Raw genomic sequence first — 18,192 nt, forward strand, 5'->3', positions numbered from 1 at the left:
CGCCGGGCGCCGGCTCGGCCACAGTGGCCGCATGCCGACTCCGCCCGCCCCGCCGCACACCCAGCCGCCCGCACCGCTGCCCGCCGGCTCCCCCGCCGTCGTCCGCCTGCTGAAGGCCGGCCGGGAGAAGGTCCGCTACGACGCCACCGTGCGCTTCGACGACGGGGTCCGGGTGACCGTCACCGCGCCCTGGTCGCTGCCCGCCGTCCGCGACTTCGGCTTCGTGCGCTTCGCGCCCGGCGACGTGTTCACCGAGCACTACTGGCGCGACCGCTGGTACGCGGTCAAGGAGGTGCGCGACCCGGCCGGCGCCCTGAAGGGCTGGTACTGCGACGTCACGCGCCCGGTCGCCGTCGAGGGCGGCACGCTGCTGTCGGAGGACCTGGACCTCGACCTGTGGGTGTCCGCCGACGGCGCCGACGTGCTGCGGCTGGACGAGGACGAGTTCGCGGCGAGCGGACTGGCCGCCAAGGACCCGGCCGCCGCCGACCGGGCGGTGCGGGCGCTGGACGAGCTGGAGCGGGTGGCCAGGACCGATGGGCTGCCCTCCCTGCTGTGACCCGCGCCCGCGGCCTGTGATACGCGGCCTGTGACCGGTGATCCGCGACCTGCGACCTGCGGCCCTGGCCCCTGCACTCCCTGCCCCGTGACCGCCCGCGCAGCGCGCCGAACGCCGCTACGGCTGCGCGGCGCCCCACTCCTCGGCGGTGAGCGCGAACCGCTCGTGGTCCCGCCAGTCGCCGTTGATGTACAGCATGCGCGGGGAGAAGCCCTCGTGCCGGAAGCCCAGCCGCCGGGCCATCGCCAGCGAACGGTCGTTGTGCGGCTGGACGTTGATCTCCAGCCGGTGCAGCCCCAGCCCGCCCGGCCGGGCGGCGAAGCAGCGGTCGACCACCAGCCGCAGCCCGCGGGTCATCCGCCCGGTGCCCGCGTACGGCAGGTAGCTGTCGTAGCCGAGCGCCGCGTTGCGGAAGCGGCCCAGCACGATGTTGGCGACGTTGCACACGCCGACGATCCCGCCCCCGGCGGCGCCGGACGCGGCCGCCCCGTCCTCGCCCTCGTCCTCGTCCTCGTCCTCGTCGAGGATCAGGAACGTCCGCAGGCCGTCGCCCTGCCGCCGCAGCAGCTCGGGCAGCGCGTCCGGCTCGACCGGGTTCCACGGCCGCAGGTGCGCCGCGGACCGCAGCACGGCGGCGCGGTGGGCCTGGGCGTCCCCCAGCCGGGGCTCGCGGATCGAAATACGCATGATCGCATCATCCCAGCCGACCGCGGCCGCCGCGCGCTGTCCGCACAGGGCCCCGCACCGCGCACAGCGGCGGGGGCCGGCGGTCCGCGACCGCCGACCCCCTTGCTGACGCCAGGTCAGCCCATGAACTTCTTGAACTCGTCCGGCAGTTCGAAGTCCTTGCCGCCCGGCAGCTCCGCCGGGCCCGCGCCGCCGCCCTGCTGCTGCTGTTCGCGGCGCGCCGCGGCCGCGGCCGCCTCGGCCTTGCGCTTCATCGGGTTGCCCGACTGCCGCTTGCCCTTGGCCTGCTTCTGCTGCTTCTTCTGCCGGCCCGGGCCGCCGCCCATGCCCGGCATCCCGGGCATCCCCGGCATGCCGCCGCCCTGCGCCATCCGCGACATCATCTTGCGCGCCTCGAAGAACCGCTCCACCAGGCTCTTGACCGCGCTGACCTCGACCCCCGAGCCCTTGGCGATCCGGGCCCGGCGCGAGCCGTTGATGATGTGCGGGTCGGCCCGCTCGGCGCGCGTCATCGACTTGATGATCGCGGCGGTGCGGTCGACGTCCTTCTCGTCCAGGTTGTTGATCTGGTCCTTGATCTGGCCCATGCCCGGCAGCATGCCGAGCAGCTTGGAGAGCGAGCCCATCTTGCGGACCTGCTCCATCTGCGCCAGGAAGTCGTCGAGCGTGAACTCCTTGGGGCCCTTGGCCAGCTTGGCGGCCATCTCCTCGGCCTGCTGCTGGCTGAAGGTCTGCTCGACCTTCTCGATCAGCGACAGGACGTCACCCATGTCCAGAATCCGCGACGCCATGCGGTCGGGGTGGAAGGTGTCGAAGTCGTCGAGCTTCTCGCCGTTGGAGGCGAACATGATCTGCTTGCCGGTGACGTGCGCGATCGACAGGGCGGCGCCGCCGCGGGCGTCGCCGTCGAGCTTGGAGAGCACCACGCCGTCGAAGCCGACGCCGTCGCGGAAGGCCTCCGCGGTGTTCACCGCGTCCTGGCCGATCATCGCGTCGACCACGAACAGGATCTCGTCGGGGCGGGTGACGTCCCGGATGTCCGCGGCCTGCTGCATCATCTCCTGGTCGACACCGAGCCGGCCGGCGGTGTCGATCACGACGATGTCGTACTGCTGCGTCCTGGCGTACTCGATGGAGTCCCGGGCGACCTGGACCGGGTCGCCCACGCCGTTGCCCGGCTGGGGCGCGTAGACCGCGACACCCGCCTGCTCGGCGACGACGGAGAGTTGGTTGACCGCGTTGGGGCGCTGGAGGTCGCAGGCGACCAGCAGCGGGGCGTGGCCCTCCTTCTTCAGCCAGCGGCCCAGCTTGCCCGCGAGCGTGGTCTTGCCGGCGCCCTGGAGGCCGGCCAGCATGATCACGGTCGGCGGCTGCTTGGCGAACCGCAGCCGCCGGGTCTCCCCGCCCAGGATCGTGACCAACTCGTCGTTGACGATCTTGATGACCTGCTGCGCCGGGTTCAGTGCCTGGGAGACCTCGGCGCCCAGGGCGCGCTGCTTGACGTTGGCGATGAAGGCCCGCACCGCCGGGAGCGCGACGTCGGCTTCCAGCAGCGCGACGCGGATGTCGCGTGCCGTGGCGTCGATGTCCGCCTCGCTCAGGCGGCCCTTGCCCCGGAGGCTCTTGAAGGTATTCGCGAGGCGATCAGACAGAGTGTCGAACACGGTGGTCGCAGGTCCTCAGGGGTCGGGGGCGGAAGACAGTCGCCCTCCAGGGTATCCGGCCCGCGCGCCGAGCCGGATGCCCCGGGCGGAACCCGCCGGAATCGGCCGTCAGCGCAGGGCGGCCTCGACCTGGCGGGCCACTTCCGCGGCGCGGGCCGCGGGCAGCGGGTCGCCGTCCTTGCCAACGAGGTAGAAGGCGTCGACCGCGTTGGCGCCCAGGGTGGAGATGCGTGCGGAGCGCACGGTGACGGCGGTCGCGGCCAGCGCCAGGCCGATCCGGTGCAGCAGGCCCGGGGCGTCATGGGCGCGGACCTCCAGCACGGTGGCGGTCTGCGAGGTGTGCCCCGGGGCGACGGTGGCCCGGGCCGGCGGCGGCACCACCCCGCGGCGGCGCGGGTAGGCGGCCTCCCGCTCGGCCAGCCGCGCCTCGATGTCCAAGGAGCCGTCGAAGGCGCGGGCGAGGTCGGCGCGCAGCCGGGCGGCCTCGGGCAGCGCCCCGTACTCCGCGGAGACCCGCCAGCTCAGCAGGGCCACCGGCCCCTCCCCCACCGGGTCGACCGCGCGCAGGTCGGCGGCGCGCACGGTGAGCCGGTGCAGGGCCAGCACCCCGGCGGCGTGGGCGAGCAGGCCCGGCCGGTCGGGTACGGCCAGCAGCAGTTCGACGCCGAGCGCCTCGTCCTGGGCGTCGCCTTCCGGTTCCGGCTCGGCCTTGGCGTGCAGGGCCAGTACGGGGCCGCCGGTGCGGGCCGCCTCGATGGCCAGGCGCTCCTCCTCGGCGGTGGGCTCGCGGTCGGCGCTGTCGGGCAGGTCGCCGGTGTCCAGGGCGCCGGCGACGCGTTCGACCAGGTCGGCCAGGAGGGAGGCGCGCCAGGTGCTCCAGGCGGCGGGCCCGGTGGCCAGCGCGTCGGCCTCGGTGAGGGCGGCGAGCAGTTCCAGGGTGGAGGTGTCGCGGACGGTCTCGGCGACCGTGCGGACGGTCTCGGGGTCGTCCAGGTCGCGGCGGGTGGCGGTGTCGATGAGCAGCAGGTGGTGGCGGACCAGCAGGGCGAGGGTGTCGGCGTCGGCCGGGCCGAAGCCGATCCGGGCGGCGACGTCGCGGGCGATCACCTCGCCGGCCTCGCTGTGGTCGCCCGGCCAGCCCTTGCCGATGTCGTGCAGCAGGGCCGCGGTGAGCAGCAGGTCGGGGCGCCCGACCCGGCGGGTGAGGCCGGACGCCTGGACGGCCGCCTCGACCAGGTGCCGGTCGACGGTGAAGCGGTGCACGGCGTTGCGCTGCGGGCGGCAGCGCACCCGCTCCCAGTCGGGGAGGAGCCGGGTGATCAGGCCCTCGGCCTCCAGGGCCTCCCAGACCGGCACGGCGGACTCGCCGGCGCCCAGCAGGGTGAGCAGTTGCTCGCGGGCCTCGGCCGGCCACGGCACGGGCAGCGGCCGGGCGGTGGCCGCCAGGCGCCGGACGGCGTGCAGGGACAGCGGCAGGCCGGCCTGGGCGGCGGCGGCCGCGGCGCGCAGCGGCAGCACGGGGTCGCGTTCGGGTTTGGCGGCCAGCGCGAGCACCGCCTCGCCCTCCTGCTCCACGACGCCCTCGGCGAGCGGGACGCGTTCGGCGGCCGCCTGGGGGCTGGGAGCTCGGCCGCGGCCGAGCAGGCCGCGGCGGCGCGGGCGGGACGCGCGGGCGCGCAGCACCCGGGCGACCTCGCGCCAGGTGACGTCGGAGGCGTAGGCGATCCGGCGGGCGGCCTCGTAGACCTGGCGGAGCAGGGCGTCGGCGTCGGGCAGGTCGAGGGCGTCGGCGACCTGGTCCTGCTCCTGGAGGGCGAGCCGGTCGGTGGCGCGGCCGGTGGCCAGGTGGAGGGCGTCGCGGGTGTCGAGCAGCCTGCTGCGGGCTTCTTCGAGGCCCTCGCGGGGGGCGTCGGCCAGCCAGGAGGCGGCGACGGCGCGCAGCGCGGTGGCGTCGCGCAGGCCGCCGCGGGACTCCTTGAGGTCGGGTTCGAGCAGGTAGGACAGCTCGCCCTGGCGTTCGGCGCGCTCGGCGCACATCTCGTGCAGCGCGGGGAGCCGTTTCGGGGCCTGGTTGCGCCAGTCGGCGAGGACGGTGCTGCGCAGGCCGGCGGTGAGGGCGGTGTCCCCGGCGATGTGCCGGGCGTCCAGCAGGCCGAGGTGGACCTTCAGGTCGTCCGCGGCGGTGCCGCGGGCCTCCGCCGGGGTGCGTACGGAGTGGTCGAGGGCGAGGCCGAGGTCCCACACCGGGTACCAGAGGCGGTCGGCGAGGGCGGCGGCGGAGCGTGGGGACTCGTGCAGGAGCAGCAGGTCGAGGTCGCTGCGGGGGGACAGCTCGCCGCGGCCGTAGCCGCCGACGGCGACCAGCGCCCAGTCGGTGGCGCCGGTCTCGCGTGCGGCGTCGGTGGCCAGCGCGGCCAGCCACTGGTCGGTGAGGGTGGCGAGGGCGGCGCGGCGCGGCGGCCCGGACCGCCCCTCCTCGGTGAGGAGGCGCAGCCGGGCCGCCGCATAGCCGTGGCCTTCCGCTTCGACGCTGTCGGTCACTCGTGCTCCGCTGTGTCGTGGTCGGGCCGCGGCGCGAGGTGGCCGGGGCCTGCGGCCCGGGGTGCGGTCGGCGGCCGGCTGCCTGGCGCAGCCTGTCCCGCCCGGGGGGCCGGGCGCCGGGGAGCGCCGTGCCCGCCCGCCGCCGATCGCACCCGCGGGTCGTCAGAGCGCGTCGGGGCCGCGCTCGCCGGTGCGGACCCGGACGGCCGTGTCGACCGGCAGGCTCCACACCTTCCCGTCTCCGATCTTGCCCGTCCTGGCCGCCTTGACGACGACCTCGATGAGCTGTTCGGCGTCGGCGTCCTCGACGAGGACCTCGATCCGGATCTTCGGCACGAGGTCGACGGTGTACTCCGCGCCCCGGTAGACCTCGGTGTGGCCGCGCTGGCGGCCGTAGCCGCTGGCCTCGGTGACGGTCAGGCCCTGCACGCCGAACGCCTGGAGGGCTTCCTTGATCTCGTCGAGCCGGTGCGGCTTCACGACGGCGGTGATGAGTTTCACGCGTCCACCTTCTTGGTCGCGGCGGCCTGGGTGCCCGCGGGGGCCGCGTGCGAGACGCTGCCGACGCCGGTGAAGTCGTAGGCGGTCTCGGCGTGCTCGGCCTGGTCGATGCCGCTGATCTCGACGTCCTCGGCGACCCGGAAGCCCATCGCCATGTCGATCAGCTTGGCGAGGATCGCGGAGCAGACCAGGGAGTAGCCCAGGACCGCGAAGACCCCGATGGCCTGGATGCCGAACTGGTGCCAGCCGCCGCCGTAGAAGACGCCCTTGACGTCCTGGCCGACGCCGCCGGTGGCCAGCAGGCCGATCAGCAGGGAGCCGACGATGCCGCCGACCATGTGGACGCCGACGACGTCGAGGGAGTCGTCGTAGTTGAAACGGTACTTCAGGCCGACCGCGGCGGCGCAGATGACGCCGGCGATGACGCCGACCGCGATCGCGCCGAGCGGGCTGACCGAGGCGCAGGAGGGGGTGATCGCGACCAGGCCGGCGACGGCGCCGGAGGCGGCGCCCAGGGTGGTGAAGGAGCCGTGGCGCAGCCGCTCGTAGGCCAGCCAGCCGATCATGGCGGCGGCGGTGGCGATCTGGGTGTTGATGAAGACGGTGGAGGCGACGCCGTCGGAGGTGATCTCCGAGCCGGCGTTGAAGCCGAACCAGCCGAACCACAGCAGGCCGGCGCCGAGCATCACCCAGGGCATGCTGTGCGGGCGCATCGGGTCGCGCTTGAAGCCGACCCGCTTGCCGATGACGAGGATCACGCCGAGGGCGGCCGCACCGGCGTTGATGTGCACCGCGGTGCCGCCGGCGAAGTCGATGACGCCCTTCTTGCCGAGCCAGCCGCCGCCCCACACCCAGTGCGCGACCGGGAAGTACACCACGGTCGCCCAGACGGCGATGAACAGCGACCAGGCGGTGAACTTCACCCGGTCGGCCAGGGCGCCGCTTATCAGGGCCGGGGTGATGACGGCGAACATCAGCTGGAACGCGGCGAACGCGAAGACCGGGGTGCCGGTGGCGCCCCACAGGTCGTCCGGTGCGATGTCGCGCAGGCCGAGCCAGCCGGTGCCGCCGAGGAATCCGCCGTGGTCGCCGTCGAACGCGAAACTGAATCCGTATCCGGTCCACAGCAGGGTGATGATCCCGAGGCTGATGAAACTCATCATCAGCATGTTCAGGGCACTCTTCACGCGGACCATTCCGCCGTAGAAGAACGCCAGCCCCGGGGTCATCAGCATCACGAGCGCGGAGCTCAGGAGCAGGAATGCGGTATTGCCGGTGTCGAGCTTGGGCGCGTCCGCGGCCAGTGTGATGATGGCTGGTGCCATCGGCGTCTCCTCGTCATCCGAACGGCCCGTGCGGGCGGTGCAGGGGTGGGCCGGTATGGGCCTAGAGGTTGGCCGAGGCGGGTTTCACCCGATGCCATAGGATGTTTCACCGCAGTGACGAAGAAGTCACCCGTGTTACGCGGAGATGAACCATCCGGGTGTTCGGTGAAGGATGTATACGGGTGGGGAAGCGGATTACGCGGACTCGGCGACTTCCGGGAGTTCCTCGGAAAGCCGCTCGGCGAGCTGAGCCACTTCGGGTACGTCGCCGAAGTCGCGGACGGCGGCATGGGTGGTCTTGCGGATACGGGTGTTCACGCGCTCGGAGCGGACCCGCTTGGCGACGGCGATGGCCTGGTCGGTGTAGTGCGCGGCCTGCTCGGGGTCGCGCATCAGCAGCTGCACGGTGCCCATGCCGACCAGGTTCAGCGCGTAGGCGCGCTGGTGGACGGGGTCGGTGCGGAAGCCCTCGACGGCCTGGCGCATCTCGGGCTGGGCGAGGGAGGCGTACGTCGGGCTGCGGCCGGCGACGTAGGCGAGGTCGCGGTAGGAGTGCGCGTTCTCCGCGTGCAGTTCGGCCTCGGTGAAGAAGCTGATCCAGGCGGGCTCCTCGCCGGGGCGGGCGTCGGTGAAGGTGTCCTCGGCCATCCGGACCGCGCGGTGGCACTTGTTGACCTGGCCCATGTTGGCGTAGGCGCGGGCCTCCAGCGCGTAGAGCATCGACTGGGTGGCGGCGCCGGCCGAGTCGCGGCTGCCGTACTGCGCGAGGTGGATGAGTTCCAGGGCGTCGTCGGGGCGCTCCAGGTGGATCATCTGGCGGCTCATCGAGGACAGCACGAACGCGCCGAGCGGGCGGTCGCCGGCCTCCTTGGCCGCGTGGAGCGCGAGCACCAGGTACTTCTGGGCGATCGGTTGCAGCCCCACGTCGTAGCTCATCCAGCCGGCGAGGGCGGCCAGGTCGGCGGTGACGCGGTAGAGCCGGCGGGTGACGGGCTCGGGGTGCGGTTCCTGGAGGAGGTCGGTCACTTCGTGCAGCTGGCCGACGACGGCCTTGCGGCGCAGTCCGCCGCCGCACTGGCTGTCCCAGTCGCGGAACATCGCCGCGGTGGACTCCAGGAGTTGCAGTTCCTGCTCGGACAGCCGGGCCACCCGGCCGCCGCTCAGGCCCGCGGCCGCTGCGGGCGGGCGGGGCGCGGTGGAGGCCGGTACCAGCCAGCGCTGCATGGATTCGAGCAGGGCGGGTCCCGCGGACAGTGCGAGGGAGGCGCCGAGGAAGCCGCGGCGGCCGAGCATGAGGTCGCTGCGGGAGAACTCGTTGATCAGCTGGACGGTCTGCGGGCCGGCCCAGGGCAGGTCGATGTCGCCGCCGGAGGGCGGCTGCTGGGCCGAGCGCAGCCCGAGGTCCTCGACGGGGACGACGCAACCGAAGCGTTCGGAGAACAGCTCGGACAGGATGCGCGGGATGGGTTCGCGGGGCTGCTCGCCGTCCAGCCACCGGCGAACCCTTGACGTGTCGGTGCTGACGTGGTGGGCGCCCAACTGCCGTGCCCTGCGGTTGACTTGGCGCGCCAGCTCACCCTTGGACCAGCCGCTGCGCACGAACCACGAGGTCAACTGCGCGTTGGGCTGCTTGTCCGCTGTCCCGGTCACCGGCCGCGCCCCCATCCCGCTTCTGCTTCATACGTAACGTATCCCCCGGCCATATGCCGCGGGACCGCAATTGCGGAAACGCCACCATTCGCCACCCCATCGGATGAACTCCGGGGCGTCTGCGAGCGATTCACTTGACACATGCCGCCGGGACCGCCGCCTTGCGCGTGCGTAACCAACGGCCGGCGCGATCCGTTGGAGGGGTCATGGTGTTCACGATCGGCAGCATGCGCGAGACGCGGGAGCAGCGGGCCGTCGTGCGGCACGCTGCACGGGCGGCGGCGCTCCCCGGCGGGTGGAGTGCCGTACGCCGCAGGGCGCGTGCGGCGGTGTGCGGCACCGTCGCCGAGTACACCGGGCTGTGCGGCTGGACGGTGGCGCCGGGGGCGCGGGCGGGGCGCGGCGGCGAGGTGTGCTCCTGCGGGGACGTGCGGTGCAAGGAGCCGGGCGCGCACCCGCTGGACCCGATGGCCGAGGTCCCGGCCGGGGCGGGGCTCCAGGCGGCCGAGCGGATGTGGCAGCGGATGCCGGGCGCCTCGGTGCTGCTGCCGGTCGGGCGGACCTTCGACATCCTCGACGTGGCCGAACTGCCGGGCCGCCGGGCGCTGGTGCGGCTGGAGCGGATGGGGCTGCACCTGGGGCCGGTACTGCTGACGCCCACCGGGCGGGCGCGGTTCTTCGTGGCGCCGGGCGCGGCGGCCGAACTGCCGCAGCTGCTGTACCGGATGGGCTGGGACGACGCGCGGCTGGACCTGCGCTGCCTGGGCCCGGGCGACCATGTGGTGGCTCCCCCGTCGGACTTCGGCGGGCTGGGGCCGGTGCGGTGGCTGCGCGAGCCGCGGCTGGACTCGCTGCCGCAGCCGCCGGAGGCCCGCCTCGTGCTGGGCACGCTGGCGTACGTGGCGCACCGCACGCGGGACTGCGGGTAGCCGCGATCGGCCGCGTACGCGGCAGCCGCCCGTCATGTGTAAGGGGCGCCCCTCTGCAGGGGCGCCCCTTACGCGTGCGCCGGGTGGGGTTCCGGCGTCACCATGGCTCGGCTACTCGCCGATCAGCGCGTCGACGAACGCCTCCGGCTCGAAGGGCGCGAGGTCGTCGGCGCCCTCGCCGAGCCCGATGAGCTTGACCGGGACGCCCAGTTCGCGCTGGACCGCGACCACGATGCCGCCCTTGGCGGTGCCGTCGAGCTTGGTGAGCACGATGCCGGTGATGTCCACCACCTCGGCGAAGACACGGGCCTGCACCAGGCCGTTCTGCCCGGTGGTGGCGTCGAGCACGAGCAGCACCTCGTCGACCGGGCCGTGCTTCTCGACCACGCGCTTGACCTTGCCCAGCTCGTCCATCAGGCCGGTCTTGGTGTGCAGCCGCCCGGCGGTGTCGATCAGGACGGTGTCGGCGCTCTCGGCGATGCCCTCCTTGACCGCGTCGAAGGCGACCGACGCGGGGTCGCCGCCCTCGGGGCCGCGGACGGTGCGGGCACCGACGCGCTCGCCCCAGGTCTGGAGCTGGTCGGCGGCCGCGGCCCGGAAGGTGTCGGCCGCGCCCAGCACCACGCTGCGGCCGTCGGCGACCAGCACCCGGGCGAGCTTGCCGGTGGTGGTGGTCTTGCCGGTGCCGTTGACGCCGACGACCAGCACGACGGCCGGGGACTCCTCGTGGCTGTCGGTGTGCAGGGTGCGGTCCAGGGACGGGTCGACCAGCGCGACCAGCTCCTCGCGCAGCAGGGTGCGCAGTTCCTCGGGGGTGCGGGTGCCCAGCACGCGCACCCGGGTGCGCAGCCGCTCGACGAGTTCCTGGGTCGGGGTCACGCCGACGTCGGCGGTGATGAGGGTGTCCTCGACCTCCTCCCAGGTGTCGTCGTCCAGCCGCTCCCGCGACAGCAGGGTGAGCAGGCCCTTGCCGAGCGAGTTCTGCGAGCGGGACAGGCGCGAGCGCAGCCGTACCAGCCGGCCCGCGGTCGGCTCGGGCCGCTCGATGACGACCTCTTCGGGGAGCTGCACCTCCTCGGGGGCCTCGGGCGCGGCGGTCGCGCCGGGGAGCGGAACCTCCTCGATGGTCCGGCGGGGCTCCTCCCGCGGGGGCGCGGCCTCATCCCCGACGTGCGGTTCGGCGGGAGGCTTGGTGATCGTCGGGGTGCTCGGGGGGGACGGCGGCAGCTGCTTCTTCTTGCGGCGGCTGCCGACCACCAGCCCGCCGGCCCCGAGGACCACGACCAGGGCAATGACGACGACAAGGATGACGGTTTCCATAGCCCCCCCAGTATCCCTACTCCCGGGTCGCCGCCGTCCCAACCGGCGCGACCCGCGCCGTGGCGGCCCGCAGTCCCTGGTCGGCGAAGGCGATCAGCCACTCGAAGCTCTCGTCGATGTCGGCGCTCCACTGGAAGCCGCCGGCCGCCTGGAGGGTGGCGAAGCCGTGGCAGAGGCTGCGCAGGGTGCGCAGCGCGTGGTCCACGTCCTTCGGCGCGACCGCGTAGCCGCGCAGCACCGCCATGAAGGAGTCGAGCAGCCGCCGCCCCTCGGCGGCCAGCGGGTCGTCCGGGCCGGCGGGTTCCACGCCGACGGTCGCGGCGTACCGACCGGGGTGCGCCACGACGAACGCGCGGAAGGCGCGTGCCGCGGCGGCCAGCGCGTCGCGGCCCGCGTACCCCGAAGCCGCGCTCCCGACGGCGTCCGCGGCCTGGGCCAGCGCCAGGACCGCGATCCGGCGGTTGAGGTCGTCCTGCCCGGCGACGTGCTTGTACAGCGAGGGGGTGCGCACGCCGAGCCGTTCGGCGAGCGAGCCCATGGTCAGCCGGGCCAGGCCCACCTCGTCGGCGAGGTCGGCGCCGGCGGCGACCACGGCCGCCCGGTCCAGTCCGGCCCTAGGCACGGGCGGCCTGCGTCCGCAGGAAGTCCAGCACCAGGGCGGCGACCTGGTCGGGGTACTGGTCGTGCAGGTAGTGCCCGCCGCCCTCGACCATCTCCAGCCGGCCGATCCCGTCCGGCAGTCCGGCCACGATCGCGGCGCCCTCGGCGTGCGGGTCGGCCCAGTCCGGGTCGAGCGTGCCCATGACCACCAGGACGGGCCGGGTGACGTGGGCGAGCTGCTCGCCGGCGTCCGCCGGGGCGGCGCGGCCCATGAGCTGCATCGCCTTCATCCGGCCCGGCTCGCGCATGGTCGCGTCGATCCGGCCGATCCGCTGCTGCCAGTCGGCGGGCTTGGTGGGGGTGGCCAGGTCGAGGTACGCCTTCCACAGCCGCACGCTGCCGAACAGCGCGGCCCCGGCCAGCCGCAGCAGGCCCTGCCGGTAGCGCTTCACCCGCAGGTCGCCCAGTGCGAACGACTGCTTGCGCGTGAACGGCCCCAGTTCGACCACCGCGCTGACCAGCGCGGGCTCCCGCGCGGCGGCGATGGTGGCGGCGCCGCCGGAGATCGAGTGCCCGACGATGACGGCCGGGCCGCCCAGGTACCGGATCAGCGCGAGCAGGTCCCCCGCGATCGCCGCACGGCTCCACTCCGGCCACCGCGTGCTGGACTCGCCGCAGCCGCGCAGGTCCACCGCGGCCACCCGGTAGCCCGCGTCCACCAGCGCGGGAACCACCGCGCGGTACGAGGCGCGGCTGTCCCCCATCCCGTGCGCCAGCACGACCAGCGGGCCGGTTCCGCTCAGCTCGTACGCGATCGTGCCGTCCCCGACGGCGAGGTACTCGGTCATGGCGTCTCCTCCGGCCCAGCGCGGCTAACTTCGTTAGCTAAAAGCTAATCTCATTAACCGAGCTTGTCAACGGCTCCACCCGGCCGAGCGGGCCCGCGCGGTCAGCCCATCTCCTCCAGGGACTTGCCCTTGGTCTCCTTGACGAAGAGCAGGACGAAGGGGATGGAGACCAGGGCGAAGCAGGTGTAGATGACGTAGGTGCCCGACAGGTTCCAGTCGGCGAGGCTGGGGAAGCTCGCGGTGATGGCCCAGTTGGCGATCCACTGCGCGGCGGCGGCGACGCCCAGGGCCGCGGCGCGGATCTTGTTGGGGAACATCTCGCCGAGGAAGACCCAGACGACGACGCCCCAGGACAGCGCGAAGAACAGCACGAAGCAGTGCGCGGCGACCAGGGCGACGGTGCCCTCGGCGGTGGGGAGGGTCGCGCCGTGCTTGGAGGAGAACGCCCAGGCTTCCAGGGCAAGGGCGACGGTCATGCCGGCGGAGCCGATCAGGGCCAGCGGGCGGCGGCCGATCCGGTCCACGAAGATCATGGCGATCACCGTGCCGATGATGTTCACGATCGAGGTGGTGAAGGAGTACAGGAACGAGCTGCTCGGGTCGATGCCGACGGACTGCCAGAGCGTGGCGGAGTAGTAGAACGCCACGTTGATGCCCACGAGTTGCTGGAACGCCGACAGCCCGATGCCGATCCAGACGATGGGCAGGAAGTTGGGCATCCGGCCGGACCTGGGGTTGAGCAGGTCGCGGAAGCTCGCCTTGTGCTCGCGGCGCATGGCGGTGCGGATCTCGGTGACGCGCGCGTCGAGGTCGGTGTCCTTGCCCTCGACGTCGGCGAGCACCGCGCGGGCCTCCCGGTCCCGGCCGACCGACAGCAGGAACCGCGGCGACTCGGGGATGGCGAAGGACAGCAGCCCGTAGATGACCGCGGGGATGACCATCACCCCGAGCATGACCTGCCACGCCTCCAGGCCGAGCACCGTGCCGCGCTGGTCGCCGTTGGCGGACTGCAGGATGCCGTAGTTGACGAGCTGGGAGATGGCGATGCCCAGCACGATGGCGCCCTGCTGGAAGGACGCGAGCCGGCCGCGGTAGGCCGGCGGCGAGACCTCGGCGATGTAGGCGGGGCCGATCACCGAGGCCATGCCGATCGCGAAGCCGCCGACGATCCGCCAGAACGCCAGGTCCCACAGGGCGAACGGCAGCGCGGAGCCGACCGCGCTGATGGTGAAGAGCACCGAGGAGATCTGCATGCAGCGGATGCGGCCGATGCGGTCGGCGATCCGGCCCGCAGTGGCGGCCCCGATCGCGCAGCCGATCAGGGCGATCGCGATGACCTGGGCGAGGGCCGCGGACCCGATGCCGTACCTGGACCGGATCGCCTCGACCGCGCCGTTGATCACCGAGCTGTCGTAGCCGAAGAGGAAGCCGCCCATCGCGGCGGCGGCGGTGATGAAGATGACGTGGCCGAGGTGTTCGGTCGGCGGCGGGACCCGGCCAGAGGTGCCGGCCGCTGATGCGGTGCTGGTCAAGTTGCGCTCCTGGGGCTCGGCGGCGAGCCCTCACATGAGGGTTCGGATCTTCCAGTGTTGGCCGCCGTTGGAGCGGCCACCACTCGGACGTATAGGCAAACGCTCAGAGATTATGCATACAACTTTCGAACACAAGAAATCAGAAGAGGGCGCAATCGTGCGCACGTTAGCTATCTCACCTGGGAAACCCAGGTGAGGCAGGAAGACGAGTTCAGGTTGTGAAGGTTCAGTCGGCCTTGGCGGCCGTCCGCTTGCCGTCCCGCAGCCGCTGGCTGATCACCTTGGACACCCCGTCGCCCTGCATCGATACTCCGTACAGGGCATCGGCGACCTCCATCGTCCGCTTCTGGTGCGTGATGACGATCAGCTGCGAACTCTCCTGGAGCTCCTCCATGATCCGGATCAGCCGCTGCAGGTTGGTGTCGTCCAGCGCCGCCTCGACCTCGTCCATCACGTAGAACGGGCTCGGCCGCGCCTTGAAGATCGACACCAGCATCGCCACCGCGGTCAGCGAGCGCTCACCGCCCGACAGCAGCGACAACCGCTTCACCTTCTTCCCCGGCGGCCGTGCCTCAACCTCCACCCCTGTGGTGAGCATGTTGTCCGGGTCGGTCAGCACCAACCGCCCCTCGCCGCCCGGGAAGAGCCGGGAGAAGACGCCTTCGAACTCCCGCGCGGTGTCGTGGAAGGCCGCGGTGAAGACCTGCTCCACCCGCTCGTCGACGTCCTTGACCACCTGGAGCAGGTCGGCGCGGGTCTTGCGGAGGTCCTCCAGCTGCTCGGTGAGGAACTTGTGCCGCTCCTCCAGGGCCGCGAACTCCTCCAGCGCCAGCGGGTTGACCTTGCCGAGCTGTGCGTACGCCTTCTCCGCCGCCCGCAGCCGCTTCTCCTGCTCGGCGCGGACGTAGGGCACCGGCTGGTTGCGCGGGTGCGCCGGGTCCTCGGGCAGCACCTCGCCCTCGGCGGGCGGCGACGGCGGCACCGGCAGCCCCGGCCCGTACTCGGCCACGAGCCCGGCCGGCTCCATGCCGTGCTCCTCCAGCGCCTTCGCCTCCAACTGCTCGATCCGCAGCCGCTTCTCGGCGCCCAGCACCTCGCCCTTGTGCACATCCCCGGTCAGCCGGTCCAGCTCCGACTTCAGCTCCCGGCCACGCCGCCGCTCCGCGCCGAGCTCCGCCTCCCGCTCGGCCCTGGCCTGCTCGGCGGCGACCCGCTCGGCCTCCGCCCGGCCCAGCGACACCTGAACGCACGCCAGCAGCCCGCGCGCGCCGGCCAGGACGGCCGCCGCCACCGACGCCTCGTACGCCAGCCGGGCCCGCCGCCGCTCGGCCCGCGCCCGGGTCTCCCGCTCGGCGCGGGCCGCCCGGTCCAGCCCGTCGGCCCGCCCGGCCAGACCCCTGACCCGCTCCTCGTGGGTGCGCACCTGCAGGCGCGCCTCCATCTCGGTCTGCCGCGCGTTCGCACCGTCGGCCGCAAGCCGGTCCCGGGCGAAGGTGTCCGGCTCCTCCTCGCCCGGCTCCTCCTGCGCCTCGCCCAGCCGGTAGGACAGCTCCTCCAGCTCCTCGCGCGCCGCGGCGAGCGACTCCTGCGCCCGGACCACGGCCGCCGCCGCGCGCTCCGCCTCCCCGGCCGCCGCCCGCGCCTGCCCGCCGTACCGGCCCAACTGCTGCGCCACCGACGACTTCGCCTTCTCCGCCGAGCGGCGCCGCTGCCCCAGCTCGTCGACCTCGCGCGCCGCGGCCGCCCGGCGGTCCCTGGCCGCCTGCTGGCGCTCGGCCAGCTCCGCGCACTGACCCGCCAGCCGCTCCAGCTCCGCGTCCGCCTCGTCGACCTGCGCCTGCACCTCCAGGACGCTGGGCGCCTTCGCCGAACCGCCCTGCGCCATGTGCGCGGCCAGCACGTCGCCCTCGGCGGTCACCGCGGTCAGCTCCGGGTGCGCGGCAACCAGTTCCTGCGCGTCCTCCAGCGTCGGCACCACCACGAAACCGTCCAGCAGCCGCCGTACCGAGGGCAGCAGGCCGGCGTCCCCGGCGACCAGCTCCACCGCGGGCCGCGCCTGCCCGGGCAGCCCCGCCTCCTCCGGCCGCGGCGCCGGCACCCCCGAGCCCGCGACGGCCGCCGCCGTACGCTCCCGGTCGGCATACGGCGCGGCGCCCGGCCGGCCCGGGTCCGCGCGGTCCCCGGCCGCACCGCCGTACGGGGGCGCGCCGGCCGCGGGTGCGACGGGCCCCGGCCCCGGCCCGTGCTCCGGCCGGGTACGGTCCCCCGCGCTCTGCCCGGGCAGGACCGGATCGGCGCCTCCGGACGGCAGGGCCAGCAGCAGCGCGGCGCGGCCGCCGTCCTCCTTGCGCAGCAGCCGCAGCGCGTCCGCGGCCGCGGCCGGGCCGGTGACGGCAACCGCGTCGGCGGCCGCGCCGAGGGCCGCGGCGAGCGGGACCTCGTACCCCGGGGTGACGTGCAGCAGTTCGGCGGCCGAGCCGAGGACGCCGTCCAGGCCGTCCGGTGTCCCGGCCCGCGCCAGCAGCGCGCCGGTGCCGTCCTTGCGCCGCAGCGACGGGGCGAGCGCGTCGCGGCGGGCGGCGACGGCGGCGCGGCGGCGCTCCGCGGCGGTGGCCGCCTCCCGGGCGGCGCTGAACTCCTCGTCGGCGGCGGCCTGCGCGGCGCGGGCGGCCTCGAAGCGGGCTTCGAGTTCGCTGTCGTCGGCGTCCAGCCCCTCGACCTGGGCGCGCAGTTCCTCGTACTCGCCTTGCGCGGACTCGGCCCTCTCGCGGGCCTCGTCGCGGGCCGCGGCGAGCCGGCCGATCTCGGCCTCGGCCGAACCGGCCTTGGAGCGGGCCGCGTTGACCTGGGCGTTCAGCCGGGCCAGACCCTCGCGGCGGTCGGCGATGGCGCGGGCGGCCTGGCGCAGCCGGTTCTCCTCCTCGGCGAGGCGGCGTTCGAGTTCGGCGCGGTGGCCGACGGTGTCCTCCAGGGCGCGTTCGGCCGCGTCGAGCGCTTCGGTGAGTTCGGCCTCCTGCTCCCGGATACGGGCGGCCTCGCGCTCCATGTCCTCCGGGTCGCGGCCGCGCCGCTCCTCGGCGGGCTGGCCGGTGGCGTGCCGGTGGCGCTGCTCGGCCAGCCCGATGGTGCCGCGCACCCGTTCGGTGAGCTGGGAGAGCGCGTACCAGGCGGCCTGCGCGTCGTTGACCCGCGGTGTCAGGGCCCGCACCTGCTCCTCCAGGCGGGCCTCGCGCTGCACCGCGGCGGCGAGTTCGGTCTCGACGGCGGCCCTGCGCTCCTTGAGCGCGGCCTCGTCGGCGACCTCGGCGCGCAGTGCCTCGCGCAGTGTCACCAGGTCGTCGGCGAGCAGCCGCAGCCGGGCGTCGCGCAGGTCGGCCTGGATGACGGCGGCGCGGCGGGCGACCTGCGCCTGCCGGCCGAGCGGTTTGAGCTGGCGGCGCAGTTCGCCGGTGAGGTCGGTGACGCGGGCGAGGTTGGCCTGCATCGCGTCGAGTTTCCGCAGCGCCTTCTCCTTGCGCTTGCGGTGCTTGAGGACGCCGGCCGCCTCCTCGATGAAGGCGCGGCGGCCCATCGGGTCGGCGTGCAGGACGGAGTCCAGCTGGCCCTGGCCGACGATGACATGCATCTCGCGGCCGATGCCGGAGTCGGAGAGCAGTTCCTGGATGTCCAGCAGCCGGCAGGTGTCGCCGTTGAGCTGGTACTCGCTGCCGCCGTTGCGGAACATGATCCGGGTGATGGTGACTTCGGCGTACTCGATCGGCAGCACGCCGTCGGTGTTGTCGATGGTCAGCGACACCTCGGCGCGGCCCAGCGGGGGGCGCCCGGTGGTGCCGGCGAAGATGACGTCCTCCATCTTGCCGCCGCGCAGTGACTTGGCCCCCTGCTCGCCCATCACCCACGACAGCGCGTCCACGACGTTGGACTTGCCGGAGCCGTTGGGCCCGACGACGCAGGTGATTCCGGGTTCGAAGCGCAGCGTCGTCGCGGAGGCGAATGACTTGAAGCCGCGCAGCGTGAGGCTCTTGAGATGCACGCC

General features: G+C 73.8%; 13 protein-coding genes. 2 read left to right on the forward strand and 11 right to left on the reverse strand.

Annotation, left to right across the window (positions count from 1 at the left end):
• The first annotated feature begins 31 nt into the window (after positions 1-31).
• Positions 32-559 (forward strand): ribonuclease FAU-1 family protein, encoded by a 528-nt coding sequence (locus AC3ERT_RS09525; RefSeq protein WP_435173617.1) that lies wholly within the window; start codon positions 32-34, stop codon positions 557-559.
• Positions 560-676: 117 nt separating this feature from the next.
• Here the strand turns inward: AC3ERT_RS09525 and AC3ERT_RS09530 are convergent, their stop codons facing one another.
• The 6 genes from AC3ERT_RS09530 to nsdA form a co-directional block, all read right to left on the reverse strand.
• A complete protein-coding gene (locus AC3ERT_RS09530) occupies positions 677-1,246 on the reverse strand; it encodes a GNAT family N-acetyltransferase (protein ID WP_435173619.1) in 570 nt (189 codons plus the stop codon).
• A 116-nt stretch (positions 1,247-1,362) separates the two neighbouring features.
• Entirely contained in the window at positions 1,363-2,910 is a 1,548-nt protein-coding gene (ffh, locus tag AC3ERT_RS09535; protein ID WP_435130832.1) for a signal recognition particle protein, read from the reverse strand.
• A gap of 108 nt (positions 2,911-3,018) precedes the next feature.
• Positions 3,019-5,451: a [protein-PII] uridylyltransferase gene (locus AC3ERT_RS09540; protein WP_435130830.1), complete on the reverse strand. Its 2,433-nt coding sequence runs from the start codon at positions 5,449-5,451 to the stop codon at positions 3,019-3,021.
• A 162-nt stretch (positions 5,452-5,613) separates the two neighbouring features.
• Positions 5,614-5,952 (reverse strand): P-II family nitrogen regulator, encoded by a 339-nt coding sequence (locus AC3ERT_RS09545; protein WP_328469991.1) that lies wholly within the window; start codon positions 5,950-5,952, stop codon positions 5,614-5,616.
• Entirely contained in the window at positions 5,949-7,277 is a 1,329-nt protein-coding gene (locus tag AC3ERT_RS09550) for an ammonium transporter (protein ID WP_335981585.1), read from the reverse strand. Before AC3ERT_RS09550 ends, AC3ERT_RS09545 begins: the two co-directional genes overlap by 4 nt.
• 195 nt (positions 7,278-7,472) lie before the next feature.
• Positions 7,473-8,942 carry a transcriptional repressor NsdA gene (nsdA, locus tag AC3ERT_RS09555; protein WP_435130827.1) on the reverse strand — a complete coding sequence of 490 codons (1,470 nt, stop codon included), beginning with the start codon at positions 8,940-8,942 and terminating at the stop codon, positions 7,473-7,475.
• A gap of 191 nt (positions 8,943-9,133) precedes the next feature.
• Here nsdA and AC3ERT_RS09560 point away from each other — a divergent pair, with 191 nt between their 5' ends.
• On the forward strand, positions 9,134-9,856 hold the full coding sequence (locus tag AC3ERT_RS09560) for a bifunctional DNA primase/polymerase (protein ID WP_435173621.1): 723 nt from the start codon (positions 9,134-9,136) through the stop codon (positions 9,854-9,856).
• A gap of 111 nt (positions 9,857-9,967) precedes the next feature.
• Here the strand turns inward: AC3ERT_RS09560 and ftsY are convergent, their stop codons facing one another.
• The 5 genes from ftsY to AC3ERT_RS09585 all read right to left on the reverse strand — a co-directional run bounded on the left by ftsY (position 9,968) and on the right by AC3ERT_RS09585 (position 18,189).
• The gene (gene ftsY / locus AC3ERT_RS09565; protein WP_335981591.1) at positions 9,968-11,176 is read right to left on the reverse strand and encodes a signal recognition particle-docking protein FtsY; all 1,209 of its coding nucleotides are present in this window, start codon (positions 11,174-11,176) and stop codon (positions 9,968-9,970) included.
• Between the two features lie 16 nt (positions 11,177-11,192).
• Positions 11,193-11,768 carry a TetR/AcrR family transcriptional regulator gene (locus AC3ERT_RS09570; protein ID WP_435130948.1) on the reverse strand — a complete coding sequence of 192 codons (576 nt, stop codon included), beginning with the start codon at positions 11,766-11,768 and terminating at the stop codon, positions 11,193-11,195.
• Positions 11,769-11,790: 22 nt separating this feature from the next.
• Positions 11,791-12,624, reverse strand: a complete 834-nt coding sequence (locus AC3ERT_RS09575) for an alpha/beta fold hydrolase (RefSeq protein ID WP_435173623.1) — start codon at positions 12,622-12,624, stop codon at positions 11,791-11,793.
• A gap of 101 nt (positions 12,625-12,725) precedes the next feature.
• Entirely contained in the window at positions 12,726-14,156 is a 1,431-nt protein-coding gene (locus AC3ERT_RS09580) for a sugar porter family MFS transporter (protein ID WP_435130823.1), read from the reverse strand.
• A gap of 226 nt (positions 14,157-14,382) precedes the next feature.
• A complete protein-coding gene (locus tag AC3ERT_RS09585; RefSeq protein WP_435173625.1) occupies positions 14,383-18,189 on the reverse strand; it encodes an AAA family ATPase in 3,807 nt (1,268 codons plus the stop codon).
• Positions 18,190-18,192: the final 3 nt, after the last annotated feature.

It is taken from the genome of Actinacidiphila sp. bgisy145 (assembly GCF_057708125.1).

Coding starts and splice junctions, on each gene's coding strand:
- nsdA (WP_435130827.1), bottom strand. CDS start 8,942: ATGGGGGCGCGGCCGGTGACCGGGACAGCGGACAAGCAGCCCAACGCG.
- AC3ERT_RS09560 (WP_435173621.1), top strand. CDS start 9,134: ATGGTGTTCACGATCGGCAGCATGCGCGAGACGCGGGAGCAGCGGGCC.
- AC3ERT_RS09530 (WP_435173619.1), bottom strand. CDS start 1,246: ATGCGTATTTCGATCCGCGAGCCCCGGCTGGGGGACGCCCAGGCCCAC.
- AC3ERT_RS09550 (WP_335981585.1), bottom strand. CDS start 7,277: ATGGCACCAGCCATCATCACACTGGCCGCGGACGCGCCCAAGCTCGAC.
- ftsY (WP_335981591.1), bottom strand. CDS start 11,176: ATGGAAACCGTCATCCTTGTCGTCGTCATTGCCCTGGTCGTGGTCCTC.
- AC3ERT_RS09525 (WP_435173617.1), top strand. CDS start 32: ATGCCGACTCCGCCCGCCCCGCCGCACACCCAGCCGCCCGCACCGCTG.
- AC3ERT_RS09575 (WP_435173623.1), bottom strand. CDS start 12,624: ATGACCGAGTACCTCGCCGTCGGGGACGGCACGATCGCGTACGAGCTG.